At 71.6% G+C, this 18,826-nt stretch carries 15 protein-coding genes; 14 read left to right on the top strand and 1 reads right to left on the bottom strand.

Annotated elements, in window-relative coordinates; translation table 11 throughout:
- Positions 1–29 precede the first annotated feature (29 nt).
- Positions 30–1,004 carry an alpha/beta hydrolase gene (locus ACSMXR_RS33375; protein WP_473170605.1) on the bottom strand — a complete coding sequence of 325 codons (975 nt, stop codon included), beginning with the start codon at positions 1,002–1,004 and terminating at the stop codon, positions 30–32.
- A 243-nt stretch (positions 1,005–1,247) separates the two neighbouring features.
- Between ACSMXR_RS33375 and ACSMXR_RS33370 the strand changes: the two genes are divergently transcribed.
- From ACSMXR_RS33370 to ACSMXR_RS33305, 14 genes are all read left to right on the top strand, one after another.
- Positions 1,248–2,498, top strand: coding sequence for an NADH:flavin oxidoreductase/NADH oxidase family protein (locus tag ACSMXR_RS33370; protein ID WP_473170604.1), 1,251 nt, complete (start codon positions 1,248–1,250; stop codon positions 2,496–2,498).
- 172 nt (positions 2,499–2,670) lie between these two features.
- Positions 2,671–3,597, top strand: a complete 927-nt coding sequence (locus ACSMXR_RS33365; protein WP_473170603.1) for an acetoacetate decarboxylase family protein — start codon at positions 2,671–2,673, stop codon at positions 3,595–3,597.
- A 70-nt stretch (positions 3,598–3,667) separates the two neighbouring features.
- A complete protein-coding gene (locus ACSMXR_RS33360) occupies positions 3,668–5,266 on the top strand; it encodes a succinic semialdehyde dehydrogenase (protein ID WP_473170602.1) in 1,599 nt (532 codons plus the stop codon).
- A 180-nt stretch (positions 5,267–5,446) separates the two neighbouring features.
- Positions 5,447–6,061 (top strand): TetR/AcrR family transcriptional regulator, encoded by a 615-nt coding sequence (locus ACSMXR_RS33355; RefSeq protein WP_376187419.1) that lies wholly within the window; start codon positions 5,447–5,449, stop codon positions 6,059–6,061.
- A 107-nt stretch (positions 6,062–6,168) separates the two neighbouring features.
- Positions 6,169–6,987, top strand: coding sequence for a FadR/GntR family transcriptional regulator (locus tag ACSMXR_RS33350; protein WP_381850591.1), 819 nt, complete (start codon positions 6,169–6,171; stop codon positions 6,985–6,987).
- 216 nt (positions 6,988–7,203) lie between these two features.
- Entirely contained in the window at positions 7,204–8,523 is a 1,320-nt protein-coding gene (locus ACSMXR_RS33345) for an ABC transporter substrate-binding protein (RefSeq protein ID WP_218523887.1), read from the top strand.
- Positions 8,523–9,512 carry a carbohydrate ABC transporter permease gene (locus ACSMXR_RS33340; protein ID WP_473170601.1) on the top strand — a complete coding sequence of 330 codons (990 nt, stop codon included), beginning with the start codon at positions 8,523–8,525 and terminating at the stop codon, positions 9,510–9,512. The genes ACSMXR_RS33345 and ACSMXR_RS33340 overlap by 1 nt, the downstream gene beginning before the upstream one ends.
- A complete protein-coding gene (locus ACSMXR_RS33335; protein ID WP_218523889.1) occupies positions 9,509–10,354 on the top strand; it encodes a carbohydrate ABC transporter permease in 846 nt (281 codons plus the stop codon). The genes ACSMXR_RS33340 and ACSMXR_RS33335 overlap by 4 nt, the downstream gene beginning before the upstream one ends.
- 52 nt (positions 10,355–10,406) lie before the next feature.
- Positions 10,407–11,621: a D-mannonate dehydratase ManD gene (manD, locus tag ACSMXR_RS33330; RefSeq protein ID WP_381792926.1), complete on the top strand. Its 1,215-nt coding sequence runs from the start codon at positions 10,407–10,409 to the stop codon at positions 11,619–11,621.
- Positions 11,622–11,784: 163 nt separating this feature from the next.
- Positions 11,785–12,885 (top strand): LacI family DNA-binding transcriptional regulator, encoded by a 1,101-nt coding sequence (locus ACSMXR_RS33325; RefSeq protein ID WP_473170600.1) that lies wholly within the window; start codon positions 11,785–11,787, stop codon positions 12,883–12,885.
- 78 nt (positions 12,886–12,963) lie between these two features.
- Entirely contained in the window at positions 12,964–14,577 is a 1,614-nt protein-coding gene (locus tag ACSMXR_RS33320) for an FAD-dependent oxidoreductase (protein ID WP_381850578.1), read from the top strand.
- Positions 14,578–14,775: 198 nt separating this feature from the next.
- A complete protein-coding gene (locus ACSMXR_RS33315) occupies positions 14,776–16,905 on the top strand; it encodes a hydantoinase/oxoprolinase family protein (RefSeq protein WP_473170599.1) in 2,130 nt (709 codons plus the stop codon).
- On the top strand, positions 16,902–17,540 hold the full coding sequence (locus ACSMXR_RS33310) for a hypothetical protein (RefSeq protein ID WP_137228313.1): 639 nt from the start codon (positions 16,902–16,904) through the stop codon (positions 17,538–17,540). Before ACSMXR_RS33315 ends, ACSMXR_RS33310 begins: the two co-directional genes overlap by 4 nt.
- 4 nt (positions 17,541–17,544) lie before the next feature.
- A complete protein-coding gene (locus tag ACSMXR_RS33305; RefSeq protein ID WP_137228315.1) occupies positions 17,545–18,825 on the top strand; it encodes a TRAP transporter large permease subunit in 1,281 nt (426 codons plus the stop codon).
- The last annotated feature ends 1 nt before the right edge of the window (position 18,826 follow it).

The raw sequence follows: 18,826 nt of genomic DNA, 5'->3' as shown, positions 1-18,826 counted from the left end.
GAGCACAGGGCGACTCAACTGTCGTGCCCTCAGCCGTCGTGCAGGGCCTTCTTGAGCGCGTCGACGGCGAGGGTACGGGCGACGTTGGCGGCGCGGGTGTCGCGCAGGCTGTCCAGGAGGAGGAAGTCGTGGACCATGCCCGCCACCCGTACGGAGGTCACGTCCACGCCGGCCTCGCGCAGCCTGTTGGCGTAACTCTCGCCCTCGTCCCGCAGGACGTCCGCCTCGTCGGTGATGACGAGGGTGGTGGGCAGCCCCCGGAGCTGGTCCAGGGAAGCCCGGAGCGGTGAGGCGTGCACTTCGGTGCGCTGGGCGGGGTCGCTGGTGTAGGCGTCCCAGAACCACTTCATGCCGTCGCGGGTGAGGTAGTAGCCCTCGGCGAACTGGAGGTAGGACGGGGTGTCGAAGTCGGCGTCGGCCACCGGGTACAGCAGGACCTGCGCCTTGAGGTCGATCCCGCCGCGCTCCTTGTTCATCAGCGCGAAGACGGCGGACATGCAGCCGCCGACCGACTCTCCGGTGACGGCGATCCGCGAGGTGTCCAGGCCGTGTTCCGCGCCGTGTTCCAGAACCCACTGGCCGACCGCGTAGTTCTGCTCGACCTGGGTGGGGTACCTGGCCTCGGGAGCGCGGTCGTACACGGGGAAGACGCCTGCCGCACCGGCGCCGACGGCGAGTTCGCGGAAGAGGCGGTCGTGGGTCTTGTCGTCGCCGAAGACCCAGCCGGCGCCGTGGATGTAGAACACCACGGGCAACTGCCCGGTGGCTCCCGCGGGCCGGATGATCCGGGTGCGGACCGTGCCCCACTCGCCCGCGTCCACGTCGACCCACTCCTCGTCGACCTCGGGACGGGGCACGCTCAGGTCGCTCTGCAGGCCGAGCAGAATGTCACGGCCCTTCTCCGGGGGGACCTCGTAGATCCGCGGGTGCGGGTCCGTGGCCTCGCACAGCTCCTTCGCCGCGGGTTCGAGGTAGGGGGTGATCGGAGGAGGTAGGTCAGTCATGTCGGCTCCCTGTCACGGGCACACGAAATGCCCTTTCCATGGATGGGCGATTCCATCCTTTGCGCCTCATTCGTCCGCCGCAACCCGCACAGGAGCCCGTCGGGCGGCGATGCCGCAGTGGCGCAGTACCGCGGTGGTGCAGTGGCGCACCCCACAAGAGTCGATGTTTACAGTGATTACATCCTTGCCCTAATGTGAGGGGTGCACACATCGTAGGAGATCGAGACGGAAGAGAGAATCGACATGACTAGCGAGCTGTTCTCGCCGCTGCATCTGCGCTCCGGACAGGTACTGAAGAACCGGATCGCGAAGGCCGCGATGGAGGAGAACATGGCCGGCGACGGCCAGTTGCCCGACGAGCAGCTGTTCACGCTGTACCGGCGGTGGGCGGCAGGCGGCACCGGGCTGCTGATCACCGGCAATGTCATGGTCCACGCCGAGGCGCTGACCGGCCCCGCCGGTGTCGTCCTCGACGAGCACGCACCGCTGAAGCCGTTCACCGAGTGGGCCGAGGCGGGCAGGTCCGGCGGCGGCGCGATCTGGATGCAGATCAACCACCCCGGCCGCCAGGTCGCCTCCGGCATGCCCGGCGTCGTGTGGGGCCCGTCCGACATCGGCGTCAGTCTGGGCAAGCACAGCAGCCGGTTCGGCCGCCCCACCGCCATGACCGCGCGGCAGATCGAGGAGACCGTGACCCGGTACGCGGTGACCGCGCACCGCGCCGAGAAGGCCGGCTTCGACGGTGTCGAGATCCACGCCGCGCACGGCTATCTGCTGTCGCAGTTCCTCTCCCCTCTGGTCAACAAGCGCACCGACCGGTGGGGCGGCCCGCTGGAGAACCGTGCCCGGATGCTGCTCGACATCGTCAGCGCCGTGCGGGCCGCCGTCTCGCCGTCCTTCGCGGTCGCGGTCAAGCTCAACTCCGCCGACTTCCAGCGCGGCGGCTTCGACGCCGAGGACGCCCGCCAGGTCATCGAGATGCTCGAACCCCTCGGCGTCGACCTGGTCGAACTCTCCGGCGGCAGCTACGAGAGCCCGGCCATGACCGGCCGCTCCACCGACACCCGCACCCAGGCCCGCGAGGCGTACTTCCTGGACCTGGCCAGGGACCTGGTCACCACCAGTCCGATTCCCCTGATGCTGACCGGCGGCATCACCCGGCGCGAGACCGCGGAGAGGGTCCTGGACAGCGGTGTGGCGGTCATCGGCATGGGCACCGCGCTCGCCGTCACTCCCGACCTGTCCGACCGCTGGCGCCGGAGTGGCGAGGCCGACCGCCGTATACGTCCGGTGAACTGGTCCGACAAGGCGCTCGCGTCCGCCGCCGGCATGGCCCAGGTCCGCCACCAGATGCGCCGGCTGGCCCGTGGCAGCAACCCCAGGCCCGGCACCCACCCGGCGCTCGCCCTGATCGCCGAGCAGCGCAAGCAGCGCACCGCCCTGCGGCGCTACCGCGCCTGGCTGTCGAAGAGCGGTGGATCGCCCCGGCGTTGACCGTCACCGACAGCTCGGACAGCGCAGACATCGAGCACCTTTTCGGCCATGCGCGCACCGCCGACATGCGCGCACGCACCTCCGACATGTACGCACCGCCGACATACACGCACCTCCGACGTGTACGCACCTCCGACTTGTATGCACCGCCGACGTGAAAGGAACGCACACCGTGTCTTCCGCACAGAAGGACGACGACACCGTCAAGGTCGAGCTGGGAGGCCACGAGGTCCCGGTTCCCCGAGGCGGCCTGTACGACCGGTACCGGATGGACCCCGACCTCGACGCGATCGCCCGCGACCCGCGCGTCAGCGGCGTGGACTTCTTCCGGCAGCTGCCCAAGACCAAGGTCGACTCCCCGATCGGGCCCACGCTCACCCCGAACTTCTACTACACCGTCTCGACCGCCCGGCTGACGATGCTCGCGCCGTCCCGCGCGATCCGCGCCCGGCTGCCCGAGGAGCTGGCGCCGCTGGAGCTCGCCCCCGGCCTCGGGCTGGTCTCGGTGATGTTCTTCCGCTACGACGTGTGCGACATCGACTTCTACACCGAGGCCGCCGTCGGCATCGCCGTGAAACCGGCCCGGCACGGCGGGCTCGGCTTCTTCGACCTCGTCTCCGGCCTCAAGAACGAGCGCCTCGACTCCTATGTGCTGTCCCTGCCCGTGAGTACGGAGATCGCGCAGGTCCGCGGCCACGACGGTTACGGCTTCCCCAAGTGGGTCACCGGCCTCGACGTCGACATCAGCCACCACCGGACGACCGCCCGCGTGGCCAACGACGCCGGCGGGGTCGACCTGGCGCTCTCGGCGGCCACACCGAAGCAGACCGCGTACCCCAGCGGGAAGCGCGTCTCCTCCCTCACCTCGTACACGTCGCTCAACGGCGCCTGGCACTCCACCCTCAGCCAGACCAACGTGCTCAACGCCGGTACGACGCGCGGCCGGAGCGGCATCGGCCTCCAGGTCGGCGAGGGGCGCATGGCGGACGACCTGCGCTCGCTCAGGCCGAAGCGGACCGTCCGGTTCGACGTGATGACCGAGGGTCAGCTCGCCCTGCACATGCCGGTCCCCACGTCGGTCCCGCACCGGACCACGTAAGCGTCCCGCACCGGACCACGTAAGCGCCGGACCACGTACCCACCGGACGAAGCACGCAAGGAGCCCCGTCATGGCCACCGAACCAGCGACCCGCCCCACCACCGCCCGCGCCCCGGCCCTGCCCGCGTCCATCACCCCGGCGCTGCTCAGGCGGCTGACCACGCAGGTCTCCGCCGCGCCGGACGCCGCACGGGTGACCACAAGCTCCCCGTACACCGGCGTCCCCCTGGCCGACCTCCCGGTCTCGACGCCGGCAGACGTCGAGGGCGCGTTCGCCCGCGCCCGGGTCGCGCAGAAGGCGTGGGCAGCCACGCCCCTGGGCGAGCGCAAGAAGGTCCTGCTGCGCTATCACGACCTCGTGCTGGCCCGTCAGGACGAGGCCCTGGACCTGATGCAGGCCGAGAACGGCAAGACCCGCCGCGACGCGTTCCTGGAGGTCGTCGACATCGGCATCGCCTCGCGCTACTACGCCCGCAACGCCGCCAAGTACCTCTCCCCCAAGCGGCGTCGCGGTGCGATCCCCCTGCTCACCCACACCACCGAACTACGCCACCCCAAGGGCGTCGTCACCGTCATCTCACCCTGGAACTACCCCCTGAGCATGGCCGCCGGCGACACCGTCGCGGCTCTGATGGCCGGCAACGCGGTCGTCCAGAAGCCCGACACCCAGACCGCGCTCACCGCCCTGTGGTCCATGGACCTCATGTACGAGGCCGGGCTCCCCCGGGACGTGTGGCAGATGGTGATCGGCCGCGGAAGCTCCATCGGCGGACCGCTGATGGACAACGCCGACTACATGATGTTCACCGGCTCCACCGCCACCGGCCGCCGGATCGCCGCCGACGCGGGCCGCCGCCTCATCGGCGCCTCCCTCGAACTCGGCGGCAAGAACCCCATGATCGTCCTCGACGACGCCGACATCGAGAAGGCGGCGGAAGGCGCCGTCGCCGCCTGCTTCCCCTCCGCCGGTCAGCTGTGCGTCTCCATCGAGCGCCTGTACGTCGCCGAGTCCGTCCGCGACGCGTTCATCGCCGCGTTCACCGCCCGGACGAAGAAGCTCAGGATCGGCGCCGCGTACGACTTCAGCATGGACGTCGGCAGCCTCACCACCCCCTCCCAGCTCGCCACCGTCACCGCGCACATCGACGACGCCGTCGCCAAGGGCGCCACCGTCCTCGCCGGAGGCCGGGCGCGGCCCGACCTCGGCCCGCTCTTCCACGAGCCGACCGTCCTCACCGACGTCACCCCCGACATGACGCTGTACGAGCACGAGACCTTCGGCCCGGTCGTCTCGATCTACACCTACCGGGACGTCGAGGAGGCCGTCGCCCAGGCCAACGCCACCGCCTACGGCCTCAACGCCAGCGTCTGGTCCCGCGACGGAGCCCGGGGCCGCGCCGTCGCCGCCCGCGTGCACGCCGGAACCGTCAACGTCAACGAGGCCTTCGCCGCCGCGTGGGGAAGCGTCGACGCCCCGATGGGTGGCATGGGCGACTCCGGACTCGGCCGCCGCCACGGTGCCGAGGGCATCCTCAAGTACACCGAGCCCCAGACGGTCGCCCACCAGCGCATCCAGGGCTTCACCCCGCCCGCCGGTATCAGCCCGGAGAGCTGGGCGGCCCTGCTGACCGGAGCGCTCAAGGCCCTCAAGGCAGTCGGCGCCCGCTGAAGGGGGACGGTGTCGCGGCGCGGCGAAGGGGCGCGGCGAAGGGGGCGGTGAAAGGGGGCGGTGACGAGAACCGCTCGCGGACCGTCCCGCTTTCCTCTTCCTTTTCGATCACCTACGATGTATGCATCGTTCACATCAGGGAGGGAATGTGAACGTCGCACACACAAGGGAGCACGGCGCATGGCCCGGACCAGCACGTACCACCACGGCGACCTGCGCGCCGCCTGCCTTCGAGCCGCACGCGAACTCCTGGAGGAGGACGGCAGCGCCGGCCTCTCGCTGCGCGCGGTGGCCCGGCGTGCCGGGGTGTCGGCGACGGCCCCCTACCGCCACTTCGCCGACCGCGAGGCCCTGGTCTCCGCCGTGGCCGCCGAGGGGTACCGCGAGCTGGCCGAACACCTCACCAAGGCCCACCCCGCACCCTCGACGCCCGACGAACTCGCCTCGGTCGCCGTCGCCTACGTACGGTTCGCGCTGGAGCACCCGGCCCTGTTCCGGGCGATGTTCGCCGAGCCCTGCGACCCCACCAGCGAGGAGCGGGTCGCCGCGACCGAGGCCATCTCGCAGTACGTGCGCTCCATCGTCGGCGCCACGTTCCCCGATGTGGACGCGGACGCCCTGTCGACCACGGTCTGGGCCCTCGTGCACGGCCTCGCGTTCCTGCACCTCGACGGCAAGCTCGACAGCTCCACGCCCGAGATCGTCACCGCCCAGGTCGACTCCGCCGTCCACGCACTCTTCAACGCCTCCCCGGCGATGTCCCGTACCGCGGGAGCCGCCCGGCCGGCGGCCTAGGGCTGGAGGACCCACAGAATCCGATGTCGCGCGACCGGAAGGGAAGAGCCCCCGAGCCTTCCGGACGTGCCGAGGGTGAACGGTTCATCGGCCTGTACGCTGCGATCATGCAGCCGTCCGTCCCCTCGTCCCCGTCGGATTCCGCGCGGCCGGGTCCGGTCGCGGACCCCGCCCGGCGCGGGCTCCTGACGGAGCGCATCGCCCGTGAGCTGGAGCACGACATCCGCTCCGGCACCATCGCCGTCGGGACGAAGCTCCCGTCCGAGCGGGAGCTCGCCGCGCAGTTCGGCGCCAGCCGGAATGTCGTGCGCGAGGTGTTGCGGCGGCTGGAGGCCCAGCATCTGATCGAAGTCGCCCCGGGGCGCGGCTCCTTCGTCCGCGAGCAGTCCTCCGGGCAGGCCCGGGGGTACGACGCGCTGTACCGGGCGGGCCGGCCCACCGTCCGGCAGCTGATCGAGGCGCGGATCCCGCTGGAGGTCGAGATGGTCCGGCTGGCGACCGAGCGGGCCACGGACGAGGACATCGCGGCGATGCGGGCCGCCCGGGACGCCCTGGAGTCGGCGACCGACGTCGTCGTCAAGGCCCAGGCGGACATGGACTTCCACGATGCCATCGCCGTGGCCAGCAAGAATCCGGTGCTGCGGATCATGCTGTCCTCGATCGGCGGGATGATGTTCGAGATGATGCTCCGCTCGAACTCCGATCCCTCGATCGGCGAACCCGGTGTGCCGCACCACCCGGAGATCTTCGAGGCGGTCGAGGCGCGGGACGTGGACCTCGCCTGTGCGCGGATGCGGGAGCACTTGATGCTGGGGCTGCGGACGTACGGGGCCGATCTCGACGTCCAGGTCGACACGATGGCGCGCAATCACATCGAGACGCTGCTCGACCAGGCCGAGGGCCGCCGGACGCCTCCGGGGCGCTAGCCCGGTCCGGCCGCCTTCGACGGCGCAACCTTCCAGCCTTCCGTCCGGCCACCGGAATCTTTGCTTCAGGGTCTGGTCGGGGAGGTTTCTCTGCTGTTACGGTCACGTTCGAATCAACTGGTCCTACCAGTTGGACCAGGTAGGACCAGAGTCCCGCACTCACGCACGTAGGCACGCACACGCGCCGCAGAGAAACGCACAGAAACGAGGACAAGGATGTCCACGAGCAGCCAGCTCCTGAGCCGGCGCGCCTTCGGCAGGCTGGCCGCAGGGGTCGCGGCGGGCGCCGGGGCGGGCGCGCTGAGCGCCTGTTCGGGCGGGGGCGGCACGCCCTCGGCCGACGCACCGTTGCGGATCATGGCGATCAACCACGTCTGGTCCCAGGCGGTCAAGCGCCGCACCGCGGAGTTCGAGGAGCGGATCGGGCGGCGGGTCTCCATGACGCTGCTCACCGCCGACCAGCTCGCCAGCAGCTACAACGTGAAGCTCAACGCGTCGGGCACCGACGTGGACGTGATGATGGTCCGCGCGCTCCAGGAGCAGTTGCTCTTCGGGCACAACGGCTGGCTGGCCGACCTGAGCGACCGGGTCGCCGACGACGCCCGGTTCGCCTGGGGCGACTTCCAGGACGCGCCGCGCGAGGCGTCGGTCACGGCCGGGAAGGTGCTGAGCGTCCCGGTGGTGACCGAGCGCCCCGCGCTCTACTACCGCAAGGACCTGGTGGAGGACCTGGGCGGGCCGCCGCGCACCCTGGAGGCCCTGATGGAGGGCGCGCGGGAGCTGACCCGGCGGAAGGACGGGTTCTACGGGTATGTCGGCCGGGGCCAGCGCAGCGGCGCGGTGTCCCAGTGGTCCAGCTTCCTCTACTCGTACGGCGGCGACTTCGTCGTGGACGGGAAGTCCGGGATCGGCAGCGCCGAGGCCGTCGCCGCGTACGAGTACTACGGCCGGCTGCTGGCCGGTTCCGGGCCGCCCGGGGCGACCAACATGAGCCTCGAACAGGCGATGCCGATCTTCGCGCAGGGCAAGGCCGCCTTCTTCGTCGACGCCGACGCGATCTACAGCAGCTTCCTCGACCCGAAGGTGTCCCGGGTGCGCGAGACCGTCGGTTTCGCCCCCTTCCCCGCCGGACCGGCCGGGGCCAGGCCGCACAACATCCCCTCCTGGAGCCTCGGCATCAACACCTTCTCCCGACTGCGCGACGACGCCTGGGAGTTCATCCGGTGGGCCGCCGGTCCCGAGATGTCGGCCGCGCTCCAGTCGGAGGGGATACCGGGCGCCCGCTCGTCGGTGTGGTCCGACCCGAAGACGCTGGCCGCCTTCCCGCCGGAGCTGGCCGAGGCCATGCGGCTGAACGCGGAACGCGGCGTGGGGTACGACCGGCCCCGGGTCCTCCAGGTCGGCCGGGCCCGGGACATCGTCGGCCGTCCGCTGGTCGCGGGCATCCTCGGCCAGTCCGTCCGGCCGGTCGTGCGCGACGCGGACGCGGAGTTCGCCGATTTCCTCGTACGCGACAACCGCCACAAGGAGTCCTGATGCCCGCCACCGAGGCCACCGAGGCCACCAGGACCACGGCAGCCGCCCGGGGCTCCGCCGTCCGTACGTCACGCCCGGCGCCGCCCGGGGCCGGGCGGCGGCAGCGGACCTTCGAGCAGGCCAACCGGCGGCTCAAGTGGGCGATGCTCGCCCCGGCCGTGCTCTTCGTCGGCCTGATGATCGTCTTTCCGCTGGTCTTCACGCTCAATCTCAGCCTCACCGACGCCTTCGGTGCGGTCAACGCCGACAGCGCCCACATCGGTCTGCGCAACTTCACCGACGCGCTGGGCGACACCCGCCGGTTCTGGCCCGCCGCCCGCCGCACCCTGGTCTTCACGGTCGGCGCGGTGGTGCTGGAGACGGTCCTCGGGCTGGCCCTCGCGATGCTGATGCGCAGGCCGTTCACGGGGATGCGCTGGGTGCGTACCGTGCTCATCGTTCCGCTGCTCGCCACGCCGGTCGCGATCGGCATCCTGTGGCTGCTGATCCTCGACCCCACCAACGGCATCGCCAACCATCTGCTGGAAGCGGTCGGCGTGCCCCGGCAGGAGTTCCTCGGCTCGGTCGGGCAGTCGCTCCCGACGCTGATGCTCATCGACGTCTGGCAGTGGACGCCGATGATGACGCTGCTGCTGCTCGCCGGGCTCACCACGCTGCCCGAGGAGCCCGAGGAGGCCGCCCTGGTCGACGGGGCGAACGCCTGGCAGCGCTTCCGGTACGTCGTCCTGCCGATGCTCGGCCCGACGCTCGCCACCGCGCTCGTGCTGCGCGCCGTCGACGCGCTGAAGACCTTCGACATCCTCTACGCCACCAAGGGCGCGGGCGGCGGTTCGGACTTCGAGGTGGAGACCCTCAACGTCTACGCCTACGGGCTCACCTTCGACTACCAGGAGTACGGCCTGGCCGCCGCCGTCCTGGTCCTGTTCACGCTGTTCATCATCGGTGTCGTGGTGCTGCTGCGCCGCCGGGGCGGAAGGAAGAACGCATGAGTGCCACCCTCTCCCCCGTGCGCCCCCGGCGTGGCCGGCCGTACGGGTCGTGGCTGCGCGGGGCCGCCATCACGGTCGTGACGCTCGTCTTCGCGCTGCCGGTGGTGTGGATGTTCGCCGCGGCGTTCAAGACCAATGTGCAGGTGACCGATCCGTCCGTCGGGCTGTGGTTCACGCCCACGCTGGACAACTTCCGGGCCGTCGTCGAGGCCGGCCAGATCGTGCGCTCGATGGGCAACTCCCTGCTGGTCGGAGTGGTTTCGACGGTGCTCTCCGCCGTGATCGCCGTACCGGCGGCCTGGGCGGTGGGCCGGTTCTCGATGCGTCGCACCGGCTCCGTGATCCTCGTGGCGCGCATCGTCCCGGCGATCTCGCTGCTGGTGCCCTGGTACTACCTGTTCGCGCGGATGGGCCTGGTCGGCTCCTACACGGTGCTGATCCTCAGCCATATGTTCGTCTCGGTCCCGCTGATCATGTGGATCATGATCAGCTTCTTCGCCGGTCTGCCGGTCGAGCTGGAGGAGGCCGCCCGCACCGACGGACTGAGCGCCTTCGGCGCGTTCTGGCGGATCTCGCTGCCGCTCGCGGCGCCGGGCACCGCGACCGCCTCGCTGCTGGCCTTCGTCTTCAGCTGGAACAACTTCATGTTCGCGCTGGTCTTCTCCGACGACCGGACCCAGACCGTGCCGGTCACCCTGTTCAACTTCATCTCCTACGCGAGCACGGACTGGGGCGGTCTGATGGCCGCCGCCTCCCTCATCACCGTGCCCGTCGTCCTCGCCGCCGTCCTCGGCCAGAAGTACCTGGTGGCCGGGCTGACGTCCGGCGCCACCAAGGGCTGAGAGTCCCACTCCCCCGACCTCCGACCCCCACCTGCGGAAAGAGCGCACACGCATGAAAATCGTCGACGCGAAGGTCGTCGTCACCAGCCCCGGCCGCAACTTCGTCACCCTGAAGCTGACGACCGACGAAGGGCTCACCGGCCTCGGCGACGCGACCCTGAACGGGCGGGAGCTGGCCGTCGTCAGCTATCTCACCGACCATGTCGCCCCGCTGCTGATCGGCCTCGACCCGCATCGCGTCGAGGACACCTGGCAGTCGCTGTACCGGGGCGCGTACTGGCGGCGCGGTCCGGTGACGATGGCCGCCATCGCCGCCGTGGACGTGGCGCTGTGGGACATCAAGGCGAAGGCCGCCGGGCTGCCGCTGTACCAGTTGCTGGGCGGCGCGAGCCGGGAGCGGATCGGTACGTACGGTCATGCCAACGGCCGGGACATACCCGAACTGCTCGACTCCGTACGGGCCCGGCTCGCCGAGGGCTATCCGGCCGTCCGCATCCAGTCCGGCATCCCCGGACTCAAGGCGGTGTACGGGGTGTCGGCCACCGATGACACCGGGGCGCCGGTCCTCCACCAGCAGGCCCGCCCGCTGGTGGAGGACTGGGACACCGCGGCGTATCTGCGCCATGTGCCGGCCGTCTTCGAGGCGGTACGGGCGGAGTTCGGCGCCGAACTGCCGCTGCTCCACGACGCCCACCACCGGCTCACCCCTATCCAGGCCGCCCGGCTCGGCAAGGACCTGGAGCCCTACCGGCCGTTCTGGCTGGAGGACTGCACCCCGGCCGAGAACCAGGAGGCGCTGCGTCTGGTCCGCCGGTCCACCACCACGCCGCTGGCCGTCGGCGAGGTGTTCAACACGGTGTACGACTACCAGGCCCTGATCACCGAGCAGTTGATCGACTATGTGCGCTCGGCGGTGACCCACTTCGGCGGCGTCACCCCGCTGCGCAAGCTCTTCGACTTCGCCGCGCAGTACCAGATCAAGAGCGCCGTCCACGGCCCCGAGGACATCTCCCCGGTCGGGATGGCCGCCGCCGTCCACCTGGACCTGGCCGTGCACAACTTCGGCATCCAGGAGTACTCCGGCCACACCCCGCTCACCGAAGCGGTGTTCCGGCACGCCTACACCTTCACGGACGGGTATCTGCACCCGGGCGAGGCGCCCGGCATCGGGGTGGAGCTCGACGAGGAGCTGGCCGCCGCCCACCCGTACGCGCCCGCGTATCTGCCGGTCAACCGGCTCCACGACGGGACGGTGCACGACTGGTGAGGTCCCTTCGCCCATGAGCTCCGCGGGGTCCGGCATGCGCCGGGCCCCGCACCCACATGGGCCGAAAGAAGTCTTGCGCGATCCCTTGACCCGTGCGGAACGGAGGTTCACAGTACTCACTAATGCGCATTAGTAATACGCATTAGTGATCCGGAGGAACACCGTGGAAGAACCCAGGAAGCGGTCCAGGCCGGGCCGGGCGCCCGCTCCCGCAGGCCGTACGTCCCGGCCGCGTCAGGCCGAGGTCGCCCGGCTCGCCGGGGTCTCGCAGGCCACCGTCTCGCTGGTGCTGGGGGCCCGCAAGCAGGGCGCCACGATCTCCGAGGAGACCCGGCGCAAGGTGCTCGACGCGGTGCGGGCCCTGGGCTATGTGCCGGATCCGGCCGCCAGCCGCCTCGCGGCCGCGCGGAACAATCTGCTCGGGGTCTTCAGCTTCACGTCCACCTTCCCCACCGACGTACAGCACTCGTACTACCCCTTCCTCGTCGGCGTCGAGCAGGAGGCCGCCGCCCGGGGCTACGACCTGGTGCTCTTCACCGGCTCCAGCACCGGCGGCGCGGGGGCCGCCGGACCGAACGCCCTCAACCGGGTGCGGCTCGCCGACGGCTGTCTCTTCCTCGGCCGCCACGCCCCGGCCGAGGAGCTGCTGCGGCTGGTCGCCGACGGCTTCCCCGTGGTGCACCTCGGCCGCCGGAACGAGCTGGAGGGGCTGGCGTGGGTCGGCGCGGACTACATCAGCGCCGCCCAGGAGGTCGTCGCGCACCTGGCCGCCCTCGGACACCGGCGCATCGTGCTCGTCCGCGAGGACGACGAGGCGCCCGCCTCCACCGACCGTGAGCACGGCTTCCTCAAGGGCCTGGAGGAGGCGGGACTGCCCGGCGGTCCCGCCGCCGTCTTCCGCTCCGCCGACCCCGAGCGCGACCTGACCGCCGAGCGGCTGCGCGGCTGGCTGGACGAGGGCGTGACCGCGTTCGTCGCGGAGGAGACCGACACCGGCGACGCCTGGCGCGCCCTGCACGGCGCCGCGCACTTCGTCGGCATCGACTGCCCGCGCGACGCCTCGCTCGCCCTGCTCGGCAGCCCCCCGCCGGATCTGGCGGACGGGCCCGTCCCCACCGGCTTCGACGTCCCCCGGCCCCAACTGGGCGCGGCCGCCGTGCGGATGCTCGCCGCGCTGGTGGCCGGGGAGGAGGCGACGGAGCCCCTGGTGGCCTGCACCTTCCGGCCCGGCTCGACGGCAGGCCCGGCCCCCGTACACCTCTGACCCCCGTAGACCCGGCCTCGGGAGGAGGCCGGCCGACGCTCCAACGCACCGCGTACACCCAGCACTTCAAGGAGAACCGTGACATCCGAACCCGACATCCTCATCGTGGGCGCCGGACTCGGCGGCGTGGCCGCCGCTCTCGCCGCCTGCCGGGCGGGGCGCACCGTCGTCCTCACCGAGGAGACGGACTGGATCGGCGGCCAGCTCACCTCGCAGGCGGTTCCGCCGGACGAGCACCCGTGGGTCGAGGAGTTCGGCACCACCGCCTCGTACCGCACCCTGCGCGACGCGATCCGGGACTACTACCGCCAGTGGTACCCGATGCGTTCCGAGGCGCTGGCGCTGCGCAGCCTCAACCCGGGCGCCGGGCGCGTCAGCAAGCTGTGCCACGAGCCGCGCGTCGCCCTCGCCGTCATGGAGGCCATGATCGCGCCGTACCGCTCGGCGGGTCTGCTGACCCTGCTCACCGAGCACCGGCCGGTGGCCGCCGAGGCGGGCGACGACGACACCGTACGGTCCGTGACGCTGGCCGACCTGCGCGGCGGCAACCGCCGTACGATCAGCGCCCGTTACGTCATCGACGCCACCGAGACCGGCGAACTGCTCGAACTCGCCGGTGTGGAGCATGTGATCGGCGCCGAGGCGCGGAGCGAGTTCGACGAGCCGCACGCGCCCGAGGAGGCGCAGCCCCTCAACCAGCAGGGCATCACGGTGTGTTTCGCGCTCTCGCACCACGAGGGCGAGGACCACACCATCGAGCGCCCGGCCGACTACGACTTCTGGCGCACCTATCGGCCGGACTTCTGGCCGGGTCCGCTGCTCGGCTTCCTGGCCCCCGATCCGCGCAGCCTGGAGGCCGTGCCGCGCACCTTCGTACCCAATCCGGAGCTGGATCCGCTGGACGTCAGCGCCGACCAGTCCGCCGACGCGGGCGACAAGGAGCTGTTCGGCTTCCGCCGGATCCTGGCCCGCAAGCTGCACCGGCCCGGTGCGTTCGACTCGGACATCACCCTGGTCAACTGGCCTTTGAACGACTACTGGTTGAAGCCGCTGATCGGCGGCGGCGAGGAGACCTCGGCGGCCGCGCTGGCCGAGGCCCGCCAGTTGTCGCTGTCGGTCCTGTACTGGCTCCAGACCGAGGCGCCCCGGGCGGACGGCGGCAAGGGCTTCCCCGGTCTGCGGATACGTCCGGACGTCACGGGCACCCCGGACGGTCTGGCGAAGGCGCCGTACGTCCGCGAGTCGCGGCGGATCAAGGCCGTCACCACGGTCACCGAGCACGACGTCTCGATCGACATCGTCGGCCCCTACGGCGGCACCCGCCACCGGGACTCGGTCGGCGTCGGCAACTACCGTATCGATCTGCATCCTTCGACCGGCGGCGACAACTACATCGACATCGGTTCGGTGCCGTTCGAGATCCCGCTCGGCGCGCTCGTCCCGCGCCGCGTCCGCAATCTGCTGCCGGCCGGCAAGAACATCGGCACGACGCACATCACCAACGGCTGCTACCGGCTCCACCCGGTGGAATGGAACATCGGCGAGGTCGCCGGCGCGCTGGCCGCGCACTGTGTCGCCGAGAGCGTCGAGCCGCATCAGGTCCAGGCCGAGGACAAGCGGTTCGAGGTGTTCGCCCGGCTGCTGGAGCGCGACGGCGTGCAGCGCCACTGGCCGGACGTACGCGGCTACTGACCCCGTCCGCGCCCGACGGACGGCGCGGAGGACGACCCAACGCATCACCCGCTTCACCGCACGGCCCCCAGGGTGCGCGCGGAGCGCCGGGCGGGCGCAGCTCCACCTGTACCCGCCCGGCCCCAGGCCCCGGACCTCTCGCGAGATGCCCGGGCCTGCCGCCCTCGCCCTGCCACCCGCACAAGGAGGTGCCCAGCCATGAACACCCACCGCATACGCGTCGGCATCGACGTGGGCGGAACCTTCACCGACGCCGTGGCCGTAGACGCCACGACCCTGAGCCTGCTGGGGCAGGTGAAGGTTCCCACCAGCCACCATCACGAGGACGGTGTCGCCCACGGCATCGTCGAAGCTCTCGACCGTCTGCTGGAGCAGACCGGCCACACGCCCGAGGACGTGACGTTCCTCGCCCACGGCACCACCCAGGCTACCAACGCCCTGCTGGAGGGCGACGTCGCCACCGTCGGTCTGATCGGCATCGGTGCAGGCCCGAGCGCCGCACTCACCCGTCGGCTGGCCGCGTTCCGCAAGCTGGAGCTGACGCCCGGCAAGCGGCTGCCGCTCGCCTACGGGCATGTGGCCGACCCGGACGACGCGCCCGCCGTCCGGGCCGCGCTCGACGCGGTCGTCCGGGAGGGCGCCCAAGTCGTCGTCGCAAGCCAGCCGTTCAGCGTCGACCGGCCCGAGGGCGAGGACGCGGTGGTGGCCGCCGCCGGGGAGCGGGGGCTGCCGACCACCGCCGCGCACGACATCACCTCGCTGTACGGGCTCCACAAGCGGACCCGTACCGCCGTGGTGAACGCCGCGATCCTGCCGCGCATGCTCGCCACCGCCGATCTGGTCGACGCGTCCATCACCAAGGCGGGCGTGAGCGCGCCGCTGATGGTGATGCGCTGCGACGGCGGGGTGATGTCGCTGGACGAGATGCGGCGCAGACCGCTGCTGACGGTGCTGTCCGGTCCGGCGGCGGGCGTCGCCGGCGCGCTGATGCAGGAGCGCATCAGCGAGGGCCTGTTCCTGGAGACCGGCGGCACGTCCACGGACATCAGCGTCGTGCGGCGCGGCAAGGTCGCCGTCCGGCACGCCACGATGCTCGGCCGGACGTCGTACCTCTCGGCGCTCGACGTGCGGACCGTCGGGGTCGGCGGCGGCTCGATGGTCCGGGTCGACGGCGGCAAGGTCGTCGGCGTGGGGCCGCGCAGCGCGCATATCGCGGGGCTGCCGTACGCCTGTTTCGCGAGCCTGGAGGATCTTGCGGGCGCGACGCTCACCACGGTCCGGCCGATGGCGGACGACCCGGCCGACTACGCGGTGCTGGACGCCGCCGGGGGCCGCTTCGCGATCACGATGACGTGTGCGGCGAACGCGCTGGGCCGGGTGCCGGAGGGGGACTTCGCCCGGTGCGACCCGGCCGTGGCGAAGGCCGCGATCGCTCCGCTGGCCGCCGCGCTCGGCACCGATGTCGCCACGGCCGCGACGAAGCTCCTGGACGCGGGCACCGATCAGGTGAGGTCGGTGGTCGAGGCGATGATGCGCGACTACCGGCTGGACAAGGACACCGCGCTGCTCGTCGGCGGGGGCGGCGGCGCCGCCTCCGTCACCCCGCACCTGGCGGCCGTCACCGGCCAGGAGGGCCGGATCGCCCAGCACAACGAGGTGATCAGCCCGATCGGCGTGGCGCTGGCACTGATCCGGGAGCAGGTCGAGCGGATCATTCCGGGGGCGGGCCAGGAGCAGATCCTCGCCGTGCGCGCGGAGGCGGAGGCCGCCGTCATCGCCCAGGGGGCCGCAGCCGACGGGGTGGAGGTGGAGGTCACTGTCGACCCGCAGACCAGTACCGTACGGGCCGTGGCGACCGGCGCCACCGAGCTGCGCACCCAGGACCGCGCCCACCGGGCCGACGAGGCGGACCGGCTGCACGCCGCCGCGACAAGTCTGCGGACCGATCCGGCCTCGGTGCGGGTTCTCGCGGGCACGCCCGCCCACACGGTGTACGGCACCGAGGTGCGCCGGCGGTTCCGGGCGGACCGGCACCCGGTGCGGGTCGTGGACGCGGACGGCGTCGTACGGCTGCACGCGCCGGACGCCCGGGTGGAGACGACCACCGTGGGGCAGGCGCCCGAGGTCCTCGCGGGGCTGGTGAAGGAGGCCACGTCGTACGGGGACGGCGGGGTGCGCGCCCCGGCGCTGCGGCTGCTGCTCGGCTCCCGGATCGCCGATCTGTCCGGGGTGATCGACCCGGATCCGCTGCTGGCGCTGGCCCGCAGCGAGCTGCGCGCCCGGGCCGCCGACGAACCGGTCGTCGCGGTCGTGGAGGTGCGCTCATGACGGCCGCCCTGCTCGACCGGGCCGCGCGCACGGCCATCTCGGCGCTGGAGGCCGACGACGACGTCGAGTTCGGCGTACGGCTGCTCGCGAACACCCCGACGCACGAGGGGCGCGACCCGGAGCTGCTGCGCCACTGGGCCCGTACCGCCGACGCGTTCGGCGCGGCGCTGCCGCCGGTCGCCTCGACGGCCCGGGTCGTGGAGAGCGACGGCGGCCTGGCGCGAGGGCTGCTGGCCCGCTACACGTCACGGCCGGTGCCCACCGTCGAGCTGTTCACCGACACCCTGGCGCTCGCCGAGGAACTGATCGACCTGCTCGGCTGGCGGCACTGGTATCCGGCCGGTTCGGTCCGGGCGGCGGCGATCGCGCACGAGGCGGTGCACGAGCGGCTCCACCACGGCCCGGCGAAGAAGTCGCTGAAGCGCGCCCTGGACCATGTGGTGCTGCGCGCCGGACGGCACACCCTGTACGGCCATGTCGCGGGCGCCGACGAGATCGCCGCTCACGCCCACGCCCGCACGGTCTGCGGTCTGGGCCGCAGCCCGCTCCTGCTGACGGCCGCCCTGGCCACCGCGGCCGAGCCGCAGCACGGGTCCGCGACCCGATCCCCGCACCCGCACGGAAGAGAGAAGTAGCGCCATGGGCATCGTCATCCTTCTTGTCATGGCGGCCGGTGTCGCCGCGATGCTCACCCGCAGGCTGCCCACCGCCTTCGCGCTCGTCATCCTCGCCGTCGTCATCGCGTTCGTCGCGGGCGCTCCGCTGACCGGCGAGAACAGCGTGCTGGACACGGTCGTCCAGGAGGGCGCGCCGGCGTTGGCCGCCACGATGATCGCGATTCTCCTCGGCTCCTGGCTGGGCAAGCTCCTCGACGAGACCGGCATCGCGGGCACCCTGGTGCGCAAGATCGTCGAGTTCGGCGGGGACCGGCCGGTGGTGGTCGCCCTCGGCGTCCTGGCCGTCTCCACCCTGGTCGGCACGGTCACCGGCTCGGCTCCGGCGGCGATGCTCGCCGGGATCATCGGCATCCCCGCCATGATCGCCGTCGGCATTCCGAAGGTCACCGCCGCCGGGACGATCCTGATGGGCATCGCCGCCGGTATGCCGTTCGAGCTGCCGATCTGGCAGTTCTTCTCCACCGCGCTGGAGCTGCCGGTCGAGACGGTGCGCGGCTTCATGTTCAAGCTGTTCCCGTTCGCGCTGGCCGCCGCCGTCCTCTTCGTCCTCATCGAGACGCGGCGGCGCGGCGTCGAGCACGCCTGGTCGCTCAAGTCGGCGTCCGCCAAGCCCGTTTCGCGCCGCAAGCAGCTGGGCGACGCCCCGTGGTACGCCCTGCTCACCCCGGTCGTTCCGCTGGTGCTCGCCCTGGGCTTCGAGGTCGCGATCCTGCCCTCCATGCTGGCGGGCGTCCTGTTCGCGCTGGTCACGACGACCCGGCCGCGTGAGATGAACAAGCGGCTGCTGCGGACGCTGTACGGCTCGTTCGAGGTCGCGGCCGCTCCGATCGTCCTGTTCGTCGCCATCGGCATCCTGCTCGCCGCGGTGAAGCTGCCCGGTGCGGTGGAGTCGCTGGAGCCGCTGGTCAAGGCCGTCAGTCCGCAGAACCCGGTGCTGTTCGTGCTGGTCTTCACGCTGCTCGTGCCGCTCTGCCTGTACCGGGGGCCGCTGAACGTCTTCGGTCTCGGCGCGGGCATCGCCGGGGTCCTCATCGCCGCCGGCATCTACCCGGCCGTCGCGGTACTGGGTCTGGCCACCTCGTACAACCAGGTCTTCGGGGTGTCGGACCCCACCAGCACGCAGACCGTGTGGAGCGCGCAGTACGCGGGGGTGACGCCGCAGCAGGTGATGGTGCGGACCCTGCCGTACGTCTGGGCCGTGGCGCTCGGCGGGTTCTGCGTCACCGCCGCCAGCTATCTGTGAT

The organism is Streptomyces sp. DSM 106670, from assembly GCF_055792845.1.
Note: the sequence above shows the minus strand (reverse complement) of the source record. Positions and strands in the feature narration are given on the sequence as shown.